Origin of the sequence: Sulfitobacter sp. (assembly GCF_041552635.1) — a bacterium.
Taxonomy (GTDB): Bacteria; Pseudomonadota; Alphaproteobacteria; order Rhodobacterales; family Rhodobacteraceae; genus Sulfitobacter.
Genome location: NZ_JBFEKM010000103.1, coordinates 1 through 15,239, shown reverse-complemented (window position 1 = coordinate 15,239; position 15,239 = coordinate 1). Strand labels below are relative to the sequence as shown.

Genomic DNA, 15,239 nt, shown 5'->3' with positions numbered 1-15,239 from the left:
GGGTACGCCGATCTTCTCGGCTTCGGACGCGACGCCACCATGGCCGAAAATCTCGTGCTCTGATCCACAATCGGGACAGACGAACATCGACATGTTTTCGATCAATCCCAGCACAGGCGTTTTCAGCGTGTTGAACATGTCAATTGCTTTGCGCGCATCTATCAACGCCACGTCTTGCGGCGTGGAAACCACAATCGCGCCCGACAATTCCGACTTGGTACATAGTGTCAACTGTACGTCGCCAGTGCCGGGTGGCAGATCAACCAGCAGCACGTCCAGTTCGCCCCATTCCACCTGCCCCAGCATCTGCTGTAGCGCGCCCATCAACATTGGACCGCGCCAGACGACGGCTTTGCCTTCTTCCATCATGAAGCCGATCGACATCAGTGTGACGCCATGAGCATGCAGCGGGATGATCGTTTTGCCGTCAGGGGATGCGGGCCGTTTATTGACCCCCATCATGCGCGGCTGGCTTGGGCCATAGATATCGGCATCCAACAGCCCCACCTTGCGCCCTGCCCGCGCCAGCGCAACCGCAAGGTTCGAACTGACCGTGGATTTGCCCACACCGCCCTTGCCTGACCCGATGGCCAGAATGCGCTGCACACCTTTGGGCTTGGTCGGGCCGTCTTGTGGCTTGGGGTGCCCGCCGATCTTAAGGCTGGGTGCCGCAGGTTTGGGTGCAGGGCCATGCGCCGTCAGTGCAACAGTCGCAGTGGTTACGCCGTCCAACGCTTTGACTACCTTTTCAGCTGCGTCGCGCAACGGGGCCATTTGTGCAGCAACCTGGGCATTGGGCGCTTCGATCACAAAGCGCACCGTATCGCCGTCAATTGTTAGTGCACGAATCAAATCATGGGCAAGAATGGATTTCCCGTCGGGCAACAGCACCCGATCAAGGGCGGCTTGGACGTCTGCTTTGGTGATCGGCATGCTGTATTCCTTCTTAATTTGCGCTTTGACATGGCAGTTTTGGCGAAAACCACAAGGGGAGGTCAAAACTTTGCCCATAGATCAGTCAAGAGGCGGCGTTTGCGCTCAATTATTAGCCATTCCTCATATGTTTTCGCTGCATAGCAGCATTGCAAAAGTAAGTAATTGTGCAGTCGCAGCAAATAGGTCAGAAAGGTTTCAGGAGATCACAAGTTGGTCTCCACAATAAAGACCAGACGCATCCATCCTCCTCCCGGATGTTTCTGTTTTAGGCGATGGCACCCTCCTCCTCCCTGGTGTCATCGCCATTTTTTTGTCAAATTTTTTCAGGACGTTACGTCAACTTGGCCCATGCATTTGCTGCATAGCAGCATTGCCGATACGTCTATTGTGCAACTGCAGCATCTTCCTACATATTGATCACAACACGAACGAAGACGAACAAAGACGAAATCAAATGAGGTGCTGAAATGGCATATGTAAACGTAACCAACGCCCCGTCCATCGCAGACCGCTTTAATGCTTTGCTGTCGACAATCGCGACACGCCGCACACAGCGCCGCGTCTACCGCGCGACATTCAACGAACTCAGCAAGCTGTCGACACGCGAATTGAACGACCTTGGCATCGGCCGGTCACAAATCCGCGGCATCGCTCTGGAAACAGGCCGCAACGCAGCCTAAATGAATTGAGATCGGGCACACGCACCCTCCCTGTTGTGTGTCTGTAGAAGGCCAAAGGTTTCCTCCTCCTCCCTGAGACCCGAGGCCTTCATAAACGTCTCCTTCCCCTTTCCTCCCGATTGGATTGGAGACGTCGAAAAAGACGGCGGTGCTTTCCTCCCAAAGCGCCGCCGTTCTTTTGTTTAGGGGGCTGACATCATTTATATTTCTCGCGACCACCAGATCCGATTGGGGGACCAAAGGCTGGCCCGCCAGAATTGTCGTAAAATGGCAGGGAATTTTGTCGCGCCCTTCCAGTAGTCCCCAAAACCAATCGAATTTAAGACGACCGACGGCATTCAAATCCGGCCGCGTTGCAAGGTTATGTCAATACGTTACTGTCAGGCTGAACATATCATGTCTGAGGAGTAGTTTGTTTGCGGCTGATCATAGGTGGCCTATTGGCCTTGGTGGCGGGATCGGCGTGGGCCGATGGGTATTGGGAATACGGGTCTTGGCGCGTCACCGTGCAAGAAGTTGATACCGGCGAGGATCTGCGCCGCACCTGCAGCGCGGTGACCGGGGGCGACGGGGAGCCGAGCGCGGTCATTTCCATGAGCAATGGCGATGCTGGCCCACCGGATTACTTTCCCACCGTTGTGATCCGCGAACATGCGGTCCGACATCACCAGACCGTGCTGAAAGACGGGCAACCTGTCTATATCCGTTTCGACGATGAGGATGTGATGGACAGTGTGGTCGTCGGCTTTGTCGATAATGAAGGTTTCGCCAATGCTGAAATCGCCTTTGACCATCCACACAGCCAATGGGTTCTGCGGGCAATGCGTAAAAATGGTCAGTTCGATGTGGTCGTTGATGGTAAGGTCTTCATGTACGTTTTTCTTGACGGTTTTACAGCGTCGTACCTGAAGATGGCCGAGGAATGCGGGTTCACCGGCGCGGGAATCATTGATTAGCGGGCTTCGAATCCGCATGGCCCCAGAATATTGTGCTTGGCAATTCGATGTTTTCGTCAGTGGGTGCAGCGTTTTCCAACAGATCAATCAGCATAGCGGTGCCTGTTGGTGCAGGGACACGCACTAAAATACGGGGCCCATGCCCTAAAACGGCACGTCATCCGACCCGGTTAAGAAACGTGATACGACCTTTTTGGTCCCGGCCTTTTCAAAGCTGACCTCAACTTTGTCGCCTTCGATGCCGATCACATCCCCATAGCCGAATTTCTGGTGGAACACGCGTTCTCCCATCGTAAAGCTGCTAACAGCCGCCATGTCGATGGTGACATTGCGCGCTTCGGATGGTTGGCCCATGCCCCGGTCATTGCTGCGCGATTGCAGACGCCGCCATCCGGGGGAATTGTAGACATTGGCCTCGGCGGCTTTTTCATGCAGGTTCGATTTTGGCATCGCAGCCCCGAAACCACCGCCATACAGGCCCGGCGGGGTCAGCACATCAACATTTTTCTCAGGCAATTCGTCGATAAACCGCGACGGCATAGCGCTTTGCCACTGTCCGAACACACGTCTGTTCGCAGCGAACGAAATAGTGCAAATTTCCTCGGCCCGCGTGATGCCGACATAGGCCAAACGGCGCTCTTCCTCGAGGCCCTTCAACCCGCTTTCATCCATGGACCGCTGCGACGGAAACAGCCCGTCCTCCCAGCCCGGGAGGAAGACGGCCGGGAATTCCAAGCCCTTGGCGGCGTGTAGCGTCATGATCGACACCTTTTCGCCCTCGCCTTGCTGTTCGTTGTCCATAATCAGGCTGACATGCTCAAGGAACCCTTGCAAATTTTCGAACTGTTCCAAGGCCTTGACCAATTCCTTGAGGTTTTCAAGCCGCCCCGGTGCCTCTGGTGTTTTATCGTTCTGCCAGAACCCAGTATAGCCGCTTTCATCCAGAATAATCTGGGCAAGCTCCACATGGGACAATTCAGGCGGGCCATATTCATAGCGCGCAGTCGGCGCGCCATCGTCGATCACGCTGTTATCGTCAATCTCAACCCGCAGCCGTGGCCCGCGCGCCATTTCGCCCCAGCGTTCGATTCCGTCGATCAACAACCGCAACTGCGCGGCCCCCTTGCCACCGATCCCGCCATTCGCCAGTAAAATCCGCGCGCCTTCCACAAGGTTCACACCGTTTTCACGCGCCGTCTTCTGGATATTCTGCTGCGCCTTGTCACCCAGACCGCGTTTGGGCGTGTTCACAATCCGCTCGAACGCCAGATCATCATCGGGCGATGTCACGACGCGGAAATAGGCCATTGCGTCCCTGATCTCGAGCCGCTCGTAGAATCGCGGTCCGCCAATCACGCGGTAGGGCAGACCGATGGTCAGAAAACGATCCTCGAATGCCCGCATCTGGTGCGAGGCGCGGACAAGGATTGCCATATTATCCAGCGAATATTGCCGCAAATCGCGGGTACCGCGCTGCATCGATTCGATCTCGTCTCCGATCCAGCGGGCCTCTTCTTCGCCATCCCAATGGCCAATCAGACGGACCTTTTCACCATCCCGTGCCTCGGTCCAAAGCGTCTTGCCCAAACGCCCTTCGTTGCCCGCAATCACCCCCGACGCGGCGGCCAGAATATGCGGGGTGGACCGATAGTTCTGTTCCAGCCGGACCACATGGGCACCGGGAAAATCGCTTTCGAACTTGAGGATATTGCCCACTTCGGCCCCGCGCCACCCATAGATCGACTGGTCATCATCGCCCACACAACAGATGTTTTTATGTGCGCTCGCCAGTAGCCGCAGCCATAGATATTGGGCAACGTTGGTGTCTTGGTATTCGTCCACAAGGATGAATTTGAACCAGCGCTGATACTGTTTCAGCAGGTCTTCGTGGGTCTGAAAGATGGTCACCATATGCAACAGCAGATCGCCGAAATCGCAGGCGTTCAGGTCTTTCAGCCGCGCCTGATATTGGGCGTAAATCTCGGTGCCGCGGTGGTTATAGTGTCCCGCGTCCGCGCTTGGCACCTTTTCAGGCGTCAGCGCGCGGTTCTTCCAGCCGTCAATGATGCCTGCCAACATGCGCGCAGGCCAACGTTTGTCGTCAATCCCTTCGGCTTTGATCAACTGCTTGAGCAACCGCAGCTGGTCATCGGTATCGAGGATCGTAAAATTCGATTTCAGCCCCACCAGTTCTGCGTGACGGCGCAGCTGTTTGACGCAGATCGCGTGAAATGTGCCCAGCCACGGCATGCCTTCGATGCTTTGCCCCAGCATCGCACCGACGCGGTTCTTCATCTCGCGCGCAGCTTTGTTGGTGAAGGTCACCGCTAAAATCTCGTTCGGGCGGGCACGGCCGGTGTTCATCAAATGCACGATCCGCGCGGTCAACGCTTTGGTCTTGCCGGTGCCTGCCCCCGCAAGCATCAACACCGGGCCGTCCATTTGCTCCACTGCGGCGCGTTGCGCATGGTTCAACCCGTCCAAATACGGCTGCGGACGCGCGGCCATAGCGCGCGCCGATAAAGATGCGCCCTCAAAGGCGTCCATTTCGTCGAAATCATTCATGGAAGCCAATCTAGCCCGCACGTCCCCTGAATGAAAGGGACGTTCTTAAAATGTTCCAATTCTCCAGAGGCAGAAAAGAATGAAAGGTCCCGCCCCACGAGAGTATCTCCATAAAGAAGCTTGGCACCGGCAAGCGCGCCTTGACTGTATCTAGGTTTTTTGGCGAATCGCACACGCCTACGCTGGACAATCCCAAAGGTGGCTGAGCAAATACACGGATGGATTTGCACACACGTTACCCCTCCCTTTCAGACCTGCGCCAGCGCGCGAAAAAGCGCTTGCCGAAATCCGTTTGGGAATACCTCGATAGCGCGACCGGGGGTGAGGCAACCAAACGCCTGAACCGTGCAGCATTGGACCGCATTGGATTTATGCCCTCAATCCTGCACGGCGAATTTGTGCCCGATCTTTCCACAGACCTTTTCGGTCAACACTTCCCCCTGCCCTTCGGCATGGCGCCTATCGGTATGTCGGGCCTGATCTGGCCTGACGCTGAGGGGCATCTGGCACGCGCCGCCGCGCGCGCAGGCCTGCCCTACAGCTTGTCCACCGTTGCGGCCCAAAGCCCCGAGGACCTCGCCCCCCATTTGGGCGACAACGCATGGTTCCAGCTTTATCCGCCCCGCGACCCCGAGATACGCACAGACATGCTCTCCCGCGCCAAGAACGCTGGTTTCAAGGGCCTGATCCTGACGGTTGACGTTCCCGTCGCCAGCCGCCGCGAACGTCAGACGCGCTCGGGTCTGACCAGCCCGCCACGCCTTACCCCGCGCCTGATGGCGCAGGTCGCACTCAGGCCCACTTGGGCAATGGGCATGGCGCGCAGGGGCATGCCGCACATGCGGATGCTCGACAAGTATCAGGACACGCATTCCAAAGGCCTGTCTTCCACCGCCCATATCGGGTATCTGCTGCGCACATCGCCGGACTGGGATTATGTCAAATGGCTGCGTGACGCGTGGGACGGGCCGTTCATGATCAAGGGCGTGCTGCACCCCCAAGACGCCACCCGACTTGAACAAATCGGTGCAGACGGAATTTGGGTTTCGAACCATGCAGGTCGGCAATTCGATGCGGCCCCTGCCACAATCGACATGCTGCCCGGCATCCGCGCAGCAACCACCCTGCCCATTCTCTTTGACAGCGGTGTCGAAGGCGGGCTCGATATTTTGCGCGCCCTTGCCCTTGGTGCCGATTTCATCATGCTGGGGCGGGCCTTCCACGTCGCACTTGCCGCACTTGGCCCGAAAGGGGTCGACCACCTGATCGACGTACTCGCCAAGGATATCACTGCCAACATGGGCCAATTGGGCGCAAAAACACTGCGCGACCTGCCTCCTGCGATGGCTTTGGACGCTAACGCGTTATTTAAAAATGAAAAAATATCCCCTCCGGAGGGTTAAAACTTCTTCTTGCATCACCGCACAAACAATCCCACCATGCTGCGACGCAGCGTTATATCGACGCAAGCAGTATCGCCCCCACTTTGACTGATAGTGAGACGCTAAATGACCGACTTCAAAAAAATCCTGATCGCAAACCGCGGTGAAATCGCCATCCGCATCATGCGCGCGGCCAATGAGATGGGGAAAAAGACAGTCGCGGTCTTTGCCGAAGAGGACAAGCTGGGGCTGCACCGCTTTAAGGCAGATGAGGCGTATCGGATCGGCGCAGGGCTTGGACCCGTTGCGGCCTATCTTAGCATTGACGAGATCATCCGCGTTGCCAAAGCCTCGGGTGCCGATGCGATTCACCCAGGCTATGGCCTGCTGTCAGAAAACCCCGATTTTGTGGACGCTTGCGAACAAAACGGTATCACCTTTATCGGCCCCCGCGCTGAAACCATGCGCGCCTTGGGCGACAAGGCCAGCGCGCGCAACGTCGCGATCGAAGCAGGCGTGCCGGTTATTCCCGCCACCAAAGTTTTGGGCACCGACATGGATCTGGTCCGCAAACAGGCGGCCGAGGTGGGATATCCCCTAATGCTCAAGGCGTCTTGGGGCGGCGGTGGGCGCGGCATGCGAGCGATCAACTCTGAAAAAGAGCTTGAGGAAAAGGTTCTCGAGGGCCGTCGCGAGGCCGAAGCCGCCTTTGGCAATGGCGAGGGTTATCTGGAAAAGATGATCATCAAAGCCCGCCACGTCGAGGTGCAAATTCTGGGCGACAAGCACGGCGAGATTTACCATCTGTTCGAGCGCGACTGTTCGGTCCAGCGACGTAACCAAAAGGTCGTTGAACGCGCACCTGCGCCTTATCTGACCGAAGATCAGCGCGCCGAGATTTGCGAGCTGGGCCGCAAAATCTGCGCTCATGTGAACTATGAATGCGCCGGCACCGTCGAGTTCCTGATGGATATGGATGACGACAAATTCTACTTCATCGAAGTGAACCCTCGCGTTCAGGTCGAACACACCGTCACCGAGGAAGTCACCGGCATCGATATTGTGCAGGCGCAAATCCTGATTGCCGAGGGCAAGACCATCGCCGAAGCAACCGGCAAAGCCAGCCAAGCCGATGTGCAGCTGAACGGACACGCCCTGCAAACCCGCATCACGACCGAAGACCCGCAGAACAACTTTATCCCCGATTATGGCCGCATCACCGCGTTCCGCGAGGCGACAGGCATGGGCATCCGTCTGGACGGCGGCACCGCCTATTCCGGCGGCGTAATCACGCGCTATTACGACAGTCTGCTGGTCAAGGTTACAGCCAAGGCGCAGACACCCGAACAGGCCATCGCGCGTATGGATCGTGCCTTGCGCGAATTCCGGATCAGGGGCGTGTCGACCAACATCGCCTTTGTGGAAAACCTGCTGAAGCACCCGACGTTCCTCGACAATACCTACCACACCAAGTTCATCGACCAGACGCCCGAGCTGTTCACCTTTAAGAAACGGCGCGACCGCGCGACCAAGGTGCTGACCTATATCGCTGACATCACCGTGAACGGGCATCCTGAAACCAAGGGCTTTGAACGCCCAGCTGCGACCGTGCGCGCACCTATGCCCCCTGTTGCAAGGGCCGAACCCCAAATGGGCACCCGCAATTTGCTGGAACAAAAAGGCCCGCAAGCTGTGGCCGACTGGATGGGTCAGCAGCGCCAATTGCTGATCACAGACACCACCATGCGCGACGGGCATCAGTCGTTGCTGGCCACGCGCATGCGCAGCCATGACCTGATCAAGGTCGCCCCCGCCTATGCCGCCAACCTGCCCACGCTCTTCTCGATGGAATGCTGGGGCGGTGCGACATTCGATGTGGCGTACCGCTTCTTGCAAGAATGCCCGTGGCAGCGGCTGCGCGACCTGCGCGCCGCCATCCCAAATGTCATGACGCAGATGTTGCTGCGCGGGTCGAACGGCGTCGGCTACACGAATTATCCCGACAATGTGGTGCAGGAATTTGTCCGCGTCGCCGCGACCGAAGGTGTCGATGTGTTCCGTGTGTTCGACAGCCTGAACTGGGTTGAAAACATGCGCGTGGCCATGGACGCCGTCATCGAGAACAACAAAATCTGCGAAGGCACCATTTGCTATACCGGCGATATCTTTGACCCGGATCGCGCTAAATACGATCTCAAGTATTACGTGGCGATGGGCAAAGATCTTAAGGCCGCTGGCGCGCATGTTCTGGGCCTGAAAGACATGGCAGGATTGCTGAAACCAAACGCGGCCAAGGTGCTGATCAAAGCGCTGAAATCCGAGGTCGGCCTGCCGATCCACTTCCACACCCATGACACGGCTGGCGTTGCCATCGCCACCATCATGGCCGCGTCCGAGGCAGGCGTTGATGCGGTCGATTGCGCGATGGACGCGCTGTCGGGCAATACATCGCAGGCGACATTGGGGTCGGTTGTCGAGGCACTGAAACACACCGACCGCGACACAGGGTTGTCGATGGACGCGGTGCGCGAAATCTCGAACTATTGGGAAGAAGTGCGCGGCGAATACGCGGCCTTCGAGACCGGCATGCAGGCACCGTCATCCGAAGTGTACCTGCACGAAATGCCCGGCGGCCAGTTCACCAACCTCAAGGCGCAGGCCGCGTCGATGGGGCTGGATGACCGCTGGCCCGAGGTCGCGAAAACCTATGCGGATGTGAACCAGATGTTTGGCGATATCGTCAAGGTGACGCCGTCCTCCAAGGTCGTGGGCGACATGGCCCTGATGATGGTGTCCCAAGGGTTGACCCGCGCCCAAGTCGAAGACCCGGATGCGGAAATGTCCTTTCCTGACTCGGTTATCGACATGATGCGCGGCAATCTGGGCCAACCTCCGGGCGGGTTCCCGGCAGGCATCTCTGGCAAGATCCTGAAGGGTGAAAAGCCGAACACAGACCGCCCCGGTGCACATCTGCCGCCGACTGACCTTGAGGCGACACGCAAAGAGCTGGAAGCCCAGCTTGAAGGCGCAAAGGTCGAAGATGACGATCTGTCAGGTTATCTGATGTACCCCAAGGTGTTCCTTGATTACATGGGCCGCCATCGCACCTATGGCCCCGTGCGCGTGCTGCCCACACGCACGTTCTTTTATGGCATGGAACCGGGCGAAGAAATCACCGGCGAAATCGACCCGGGCAAAACGCTGGAAATCCGCCTGCAAGCGCTGAGCGAAACCAACGAGGATGGCGAGGTCAAAGTGTTCTTTGAACTGAACGGTCAACCCCGTGTCGTGCGTGTGCCCAACCGTCTGGTCAAAGCCACAACCGCCCAGCGTCCCAAGGCCGAAACTGGCAATACCAACCACATCGGCGCGCCAATGCCGGGGGTTGTCGCATCAGTCGGCGCGGTCGTAGGGCAACAGGTCAAGGCGGGCGATCTGCTGCTGACCATCGAGGCAATGAAGATGGAAACCGGCATTCACGCGGATCGCGATGCCGTGGTCAAAGCGGTGCATGTAGCGCCCGGCGGCCAGATCGATGCCAAGGATTTGTTGATAGAGTTGGAATAAACCATTTCGGGCCAACAAACGGAAACGGCTGTCAGGCCAGACGCGATCTGTCGCATTGTCTGGCCCGACAGCAGCGCTATCTTAGAGGTCTAAAAAGAATCCAACCGGACGCCCAGCCCAATGCCCTACGAATGGAAAACTGCCCCCACCGCAGCCAAGCAGGAACTGCGCCTTTGGCCGCACCAGTCCTTGCCGCCCAAGGGGTTCGCGGCATTCATCCTGACCACCTTTACGCTGATCCTGATCCCCACCCTGCCCCTATTGGGCACACCGTTGTTGTGGGGGCTACTGCCGTTCATGTTGGCGGCGGTGTGGGGTATGTATTTCGCACTGCAAGGCAACCATAAGGCCCGCCAGATTGAAGAGGTGCTTACAGTCACCGACGACACGGTGCATCTGATCCACACCTCGCCCAAGGGCGACGTCAAGGAATGGGATTGCAACCGATATTGGGCGGTTGTGACGAAATACGAAAAAGACGGGCCCGTGCCACATTACGTCACGCTCCGCGGCCATGGCCGCGAAGTGGAGATCGGCAAGTTCCTCAGCGAAGAGGAGCGCATCGCACTTTTCGACGAGCTGAACCGGTCGTTGTTGCGGTAAGGCTTAGCTTAGCCGGTCTTTTACCTTGGGACCGACGGCACCGAAATCCATCTGGCCGGTGTATTTACCTTTCAGCAATCCGATGACCTTGCCCATATCGCGGATCGACGTCGCACCGACCTCGGCAATGGCCGCGTCGACGGCCTTGGCGGATTCTTCCTCGGACAACTGGCGCGGCAGGAACTCTTCGATAACCTGAATCTCTTCGCGTTCACGGTCGGCCAGATCAATACGCCCGCCTTCTTCGTAAGCGCGCACCGATTCCATCCGCTGCTTTGACATCTTGCCGAGAATTGCCAGAACTTCCGGATCACCGACACCATTATCCCCGTCGTCCATGCGCGCGGCAATGTCTTTGTCTTTGATCGCCGCATTGATCAGGCGCAAGGTCGACAGGCGCTGCGCGGCCTTGTCTTTCATTGCCTGTTTCAGGGCGTCTGTGATGCGTTTACGCAAGTCCATTGCCATCGTCCTTTGAACCGTCTGATGTTAAGCGGGCAAACCTAACTGCTTTCGATCCGACAGGCAATGGCGATGTAACGCCCTAACCCCCTGAATTCACTCGACATATCATTTTGCGCATACTCTTGACCCCGTGCTGCGCCGGCTTTAGGTTGCCCCCGTTTAGCCCCATATATCTGCCGCCCGGAGGCCCCCCATGACTGCGCCCGCACATTCCCGCCCGACCGCCTGCCTTGCACTCGCGGACGGATCGCTTTTTTACGGCATGGGGTTCGGTGCCACAGGGCAAACCGTCGCCGAGCTGTGTTTCAACACCGCCATGACCGGCTATCAGGAAATTATGACCGACCCGTCCTATGCAGGGCAGATTGTGACATTTACTTTTCCCCATATCGGCAACACCGGCACCAATCCCGAAGATGACGAAACCGGTGATCCGGTCGCGGCAGGTATGGTTGTCAAATGGATGCCGACAGATCCCAGCAACTGGCGGTCGACACAGAATTTGTCCGAATGGCTAGCAGCCCGCGGACGTATCGCCATCGGCGGCGTTGATACGCGCCGGCTGACCCGCGCTATCCGCCAACAAGGTGCGCCCCACGCGGCCCTTGCGCATGACCCTGACGGTAACTTCGACATCGAAGCTTTGGTTGCCGCTGCGCGCGGATTTGCCGGGCTGGAGGGTATGGATCTGGCAAAAGAGGTCACCTGTGCCCAATCTTATCGCTGGAATGAAATGCGGTGGGCATGGCCCGAAGGTTACGCCGCACAGGAAAACGCGCCTCATAAGGTCGTCGCCATCGATTACGGCGCGAAACGCAATATCCTGCGGTGCTTGGCATCGGTCGGGTGCGATGTGACAGTGCTGCCGGCATCGGCCACATATGAAGATGTAATGGCCCATAATCCCGACGGGGTATTCTTGTCCAACGGCCCCGGCGATCCGGCGGCGACCGGCATCTATGCCGTTCCGATGATCAAAAGCATCATTGAAAACACGCAATTGCCAGTCTTCGGGATTTGTCTTGGCCACCAAATGCTGGCCCGCGCCTTGGGTGGCAATACCGTCAAGATGAGCCACGGCCACCATGGCGCAAACCACCCCGTCAAGGATGTGGACACCGGCAAGGTTGAAATCACCTCGATGAACCACGGATTTGCGGTTGATGCGCAGACGCTGCCCAAAGGTGTTGTTGAAACCCATCGTTCGCTGTTTGACGGGTCCAACTGTGGCATCCGAATGGAAGGGCGGCCCGTTTGGTCCGTGCAGCACCACCCAGAAGCAAGCCCGGGTCCGCAAGACAGCTTTTATTTGTTCGAACGTTTTGCTGCGGCCATGGCAGAACGCGCGGCCTAAAGTCCACAAGTCTCTGCTGGTTTAGATTTTGTTAACCGACGCTTAACGACCCGCCCCCATCCTGATCGCGAAATGCGCGCTAAGGATTCGAGGGATGAGCGATCTAGGCCTACAATATACGTCACCCGAACCGGCATCGCCGGTCCGTAAACGTGTGCTGCTGGGTCGGATTTTAGTGAATGCAGACCTGATTGATCAGGCTGATCTTGTTCTGGCGCTTGAACATCAGCGCACGATAAATGTGCCTTTGGGCGAATTACTTGTTGCCCAGGGGTTGATCACACCGACGCAGGTTTCCCAAGCACTTGCGATCCAGCACCAACTGCAATTGGTTGATTTGGTCGCTGATCCGCCCAAACCGACCATGGGCAAACATATCTCGGCGCAGGACTGTTTGCGGCTTGGCATCGTGCCTTGGCGGTCGGTTGGCAATATTGTTCTGGTTGCAACCAGCACGCCGGACAAATTCGTTCAATTCAATCACGACCTTGCCGCCAGCGGAATAAGCTTTCTGCCCGTCATCGCGGACGAGCGGCAGATAAAACAAGCTATTACTGAAGTTTATGGCGCTGAGCTGGCGCAACGCGCGGCAACACGCGTTCCTCCGGTCGAAAGCTGTCGCACATGGCGCGTGGATCGGCGCGACCGGCGGGCATGGGCGTTCGGGGTGCTTTCGCTTCTGTCGACGCTGATCATCTTGCAGCCCGCATGGACCTTTACCATCATCATTCTTTGGGCCCTGTGCACCAGTATTCTAACGGTTTCCCTGCGCAGTTTAGCCTTTTTCGCACGGCTGTTCTTGTGTGATGATCCCCCGGCTACGGCCCGGATGACGGGCATCGCGACAGGGCTGGCGACGCGGGAAAAACTCCAACTGCCCCGCGTGTCGGTTCTGGTGCCGCTGTTGCATGAAAAAGAAATCGCAACGGCCCTGATTGCCCGTCTGACCCGGTTGACCTACCCCAAATCCCTGCTTCAGATCGTCTTGGTGCTTGAGGAAGGTGACGCCATGACCCGCGAAACCATCGCGCGCACCACGCTGCCATCGTGGTTTGACGTGATCGAAGTGCCACAAGCCAACCGCCTGCGCACCAAGCCGCGCGCGTTGAATTATGCGCTCGATTTTTGCAACGGCAGCATTATCGGGGTTTGGGATGCCGAAGACGCGCCGGAAGTCGATCAAATCGACCGCATTGTTGAGCATTTCGCCCATGCGCCCCAGAATGTCGTCTGTGTTCAAGGGGTTTTGGACTATTATAACGCCCGCACCAATTGGATTTCACGCTGCTTTACAATCGAATACGCGTCATGGTGGCGTGTGATTTTGCCCGGCATTGCGCGGTTGGGGCTGATCATTCCCCTAGGCGGAACCACCTTATTTTTCCGCCGCGATGTGCTTGAGGATTTGTGTGGTTGGGACGCCCACAACGTGACCGAAGATGCAGATTTGGGGGTCCGCCTTGCGCGCCACGGCTTCAAAACCGATCTCTTGCCGACAGTCACCTATGAGGAGGCAAATTTCCGAGCCTGGCCTTGGGTCAAGCAACGCTCGCGCTGGCTGAAAGGGTTCCTGATCACATGGTGCGTCCATATGCGCAACCCTGTCAAACTGCTTCAAGAGGTTGGTTTCGCACGGTTCTTGGGAATACAGACCCTGTTTCTTGCGACCTTCAACCAATTCATCTGCGCACCGCTGCTATGGTCGTTTTGCCTGACGCTTGTGGGGTTTTCCCACCCGATCGAGATTACATTGGGCACCAAAGTTCTGACATGGCTGTTCTACTTTTTCGTCTTTGCCGAAATCCTCAACATCTCGATCGCGTTCAAAGCAGCCTCAAGGGCCGAGCACCGGCATCTGTTGCCTTGGGTCGTTACCTTGCCGCTGTATTTCATCTTGGGGACATTCGCGGCCTATAAAGCCTTGTATGAATTCGTGGTGTCACCGTTTTACTGGGACAAAACCGAACACGGCGTCACGGCGAAATCAGGCAAATCACCAAAGAAGGCCTGACGGCGTTACCCGTCTTCTTCGCGCCGCGCCGCCTCTTGTTTCAGACGGGTCATGAACGCGACCGAGATATGTGTACGCAGCGCCTCGTCCGCGCCGTCCTCGTTACGCTGTTCGATCATCTGAACGATATTATCATGCTCTTGTTGGGCAATGGCCCCGCGCCCTTCGACCGCCAAGGATGATGTTGCCATCAGCGCCATCGATCGGTGCACCAGATCCAGTTGCTGCACCAGATAGCGGTTATGCGATGCCAGATGAATCTGTTTGTGAAAACGCCGGTTTGCCCGCGCCAAGGCCCCCGGATTATTGCGCAGGGCATTATCATCCTCGACCATCTCGCGCAGCACGCGGACTTCTTCGGCGGTGGCGTGTCGGGCGGCCAACCGTGCGGCCAGCCCCTCCAGCTCTCCTCGTACCACATAAAGTTCCGCCATCTGGTTGTGGTCCAGCGATGCCACGATCAGGCTACGCCCGTCACGCGCCAGCAAAGACTGCGTCTCAAGCCGTTGCAATGCCTCGCGAATTGGGGTCCGTGAAACACCAAACCGTTCGGCCAATTCGCTTTCCACCAGACGGCTGCCGGGTCGGTATGTACCCACATCAATGGCATCCAGAATCATCGTATAGGCATCGGTCGGTCCGGGACGGGGCGCAGTCATCAGGTCACTTTCATCAGGTTTTTGACACCTTATCCCCCGCGTCCATTTGCGCAAGCCCGCG

General features: G+C 57.4%; 11 protein-coding genes. 7 read left to right on the top strand and 4 right to left on the bottom strand.

Annotated elements, in window-relative coordinates:
- Window positions 1-933 (bottom strand): P-loop NTPase (locus ABYT07_RS13000; protein WP_372992220.1); only part of this gene is annotated, 933 nt, incomplete at its 3' end.
- A 470-nt stretch (window positions 934-1,403) separates the two neighbouring features.
- Between ABYT07_RS13000 and ABYT07_RS12995 the strand changes: the two genes are divergently transcribed.
- Both ABYT07_RS12995 and ABYT07_RS12990 read left to right on the top strand, forming a co-directional pair.
- Entirely contained in the window at window positions 1,404-1,616 is a 213-nt protein-coding gene (locus ABYT07_RS12995) for a DUF1127 domain-containing protein (protein ID WP_372992218.1), read from the top strand.
- 416 nt (window positions 1,617-2,032) lie between these two features.
- On the top strand, window positions 2,033-2,572 hold the full coding sequence (locus ABYT07_RS12990; protein WP_372992216.1) for a hypothetical protein: 540 nt from the start codon (window positions 2,033-2,035) through the stop codon (window positions 2,570-2,572).
- Window positions 2,573-2,716: 144 nt separating this feature from the next.
- Here the strand turns inward: ABYT07_RS12990 and ABYT07_RS12985 are convergent, their stop codons facing one another.
- Window positions 2,717-5,137: an ATP-dependent helicase gene (locus tag ABYT07_RS12985; RefSeq protein WP_372992215.1), complete on the bottom strand. Its 2,421-nt coding sequence runs from the start codon at window positions 5,135-5,137 to the stop codon at window positions 2,717-2,719.
- Window positions 5,138-5,355: 218 nt separating this feature from the next.
- Here ABYT07_RS12985 and ABYT07_RS12980 point away from each other — a divergent pair, with 218 nt between their 5' ends.
- The 3 genes from ABYT07_RS12980 to ABYT07_RS12970 all read left to right on the top strand — a co-directional run bounded on the left by ABYT07_RS12980 (window position 5,356) and on the right by ABYT07_RS12970 (window position 10,689).
- Window positions 5,356-6,540 (top strand): alpha-hydroxy acid oxidase, encoded by a 1,185-nt coding sequence (locus tag ABYT07_RS12980; RefSeq protein WP_372992214.1) that lies wholly within the window; start codon window positions 5,356-5,358, stop codon window positions 6,538-6,540.
- Between the two features lie 105 nt (window positions 6,541-6,645).
- Window positions 6,646-10,086: a pyruvate carboxylase gene (locus ABYT07_RS12975; RefSeq protein ID WP_372992213.1), complete on the top strand. Its 3,441-nt coding sequence runs from the start codon at window positions 6,646-6,648 to the stop codon at window positions 10,084-10,086.
- Between the two features lie 120 nt (window positions 10,087-10,206).
- Window positions 10,207-10,689: a DUF2244 domain-containing protein gene (locus tag ABYT07_RS12970; RefSeq protein ID WP_372992212.1), complete on the top strand. Its 483-nt coding sequence runs from the start codon at window positions 10,207-10,209 to the stop codon at window positions 10,687-10,689.
- A gap of 3 nt (window positions 10,690-10,692) precedes the next feature.
- On the opposite strand, the gene ABYT07_RS12965 is transcribed toward ABYT07_RS12970, so the two are convergent.
- On the bottom strand, window positions 10,693-11,151 hold the full coding sequence (locus ABYT07_RS12965) for a GatB/YqeY domain-containing protein (protein ID WP_372992210.1): 459 nt from the start codon (window positions 11,149-11,151) through the stop codon (window positions 10,693-10,695).
- Between the two features lie 196 nt (window positions 11,152-11,347).
- Here ABYT07_RS12965 and carA point away from each other — a divergent pair, with 196 nt between their 5' ends.
- On the top strand, window positions 11,348-12,508 hold the full coding sequence (carA, locus tag ABYT07_RS12960; protein WP_372992209.1) for a glutamine-hydrolyzing carbamoyl-phosphate synthase small subunit: 1,161 nt from the start codon (window positions 11,348-11,350) through the stop codon (window positions 12,506-12,508).
- Between the two features lie 94 nt (window positions 12,509-12,602).
- The gene (locus ABYT07_RS12955; protein WP_372992208.1) at window positions 12,603-14,519 is read left to right on the top strand and encodes a glycosyltransferase family 2 protein; all 1,917 of its coding nucleotides are present in this window, start codon (window positions 12,603-12,605) and stop codon (window positions 14,517-14,519) included.
- A 5-nt stretch (window positions 14,520-14,524) separates the two neighbouring features.
- On the opposite strand, the gene ABYT07_RS12950 is transcribed toward ABYT07_RS12955, so the two are convergent.
- Window positions 14,525-15,178: a GntR family transcriptional regulator gene (locus tag ABYT07_RS12950; protein WP_372992206.1), complete on the bottom strand. Its 654-nt coding sequence runs from the start codon at window positions 15,176-15,178 to the stop codon at window positions 14,525-14,527.
- Between the last annotated feature and the right edge of the window lie 61 nt (window positions 15,179-15,239).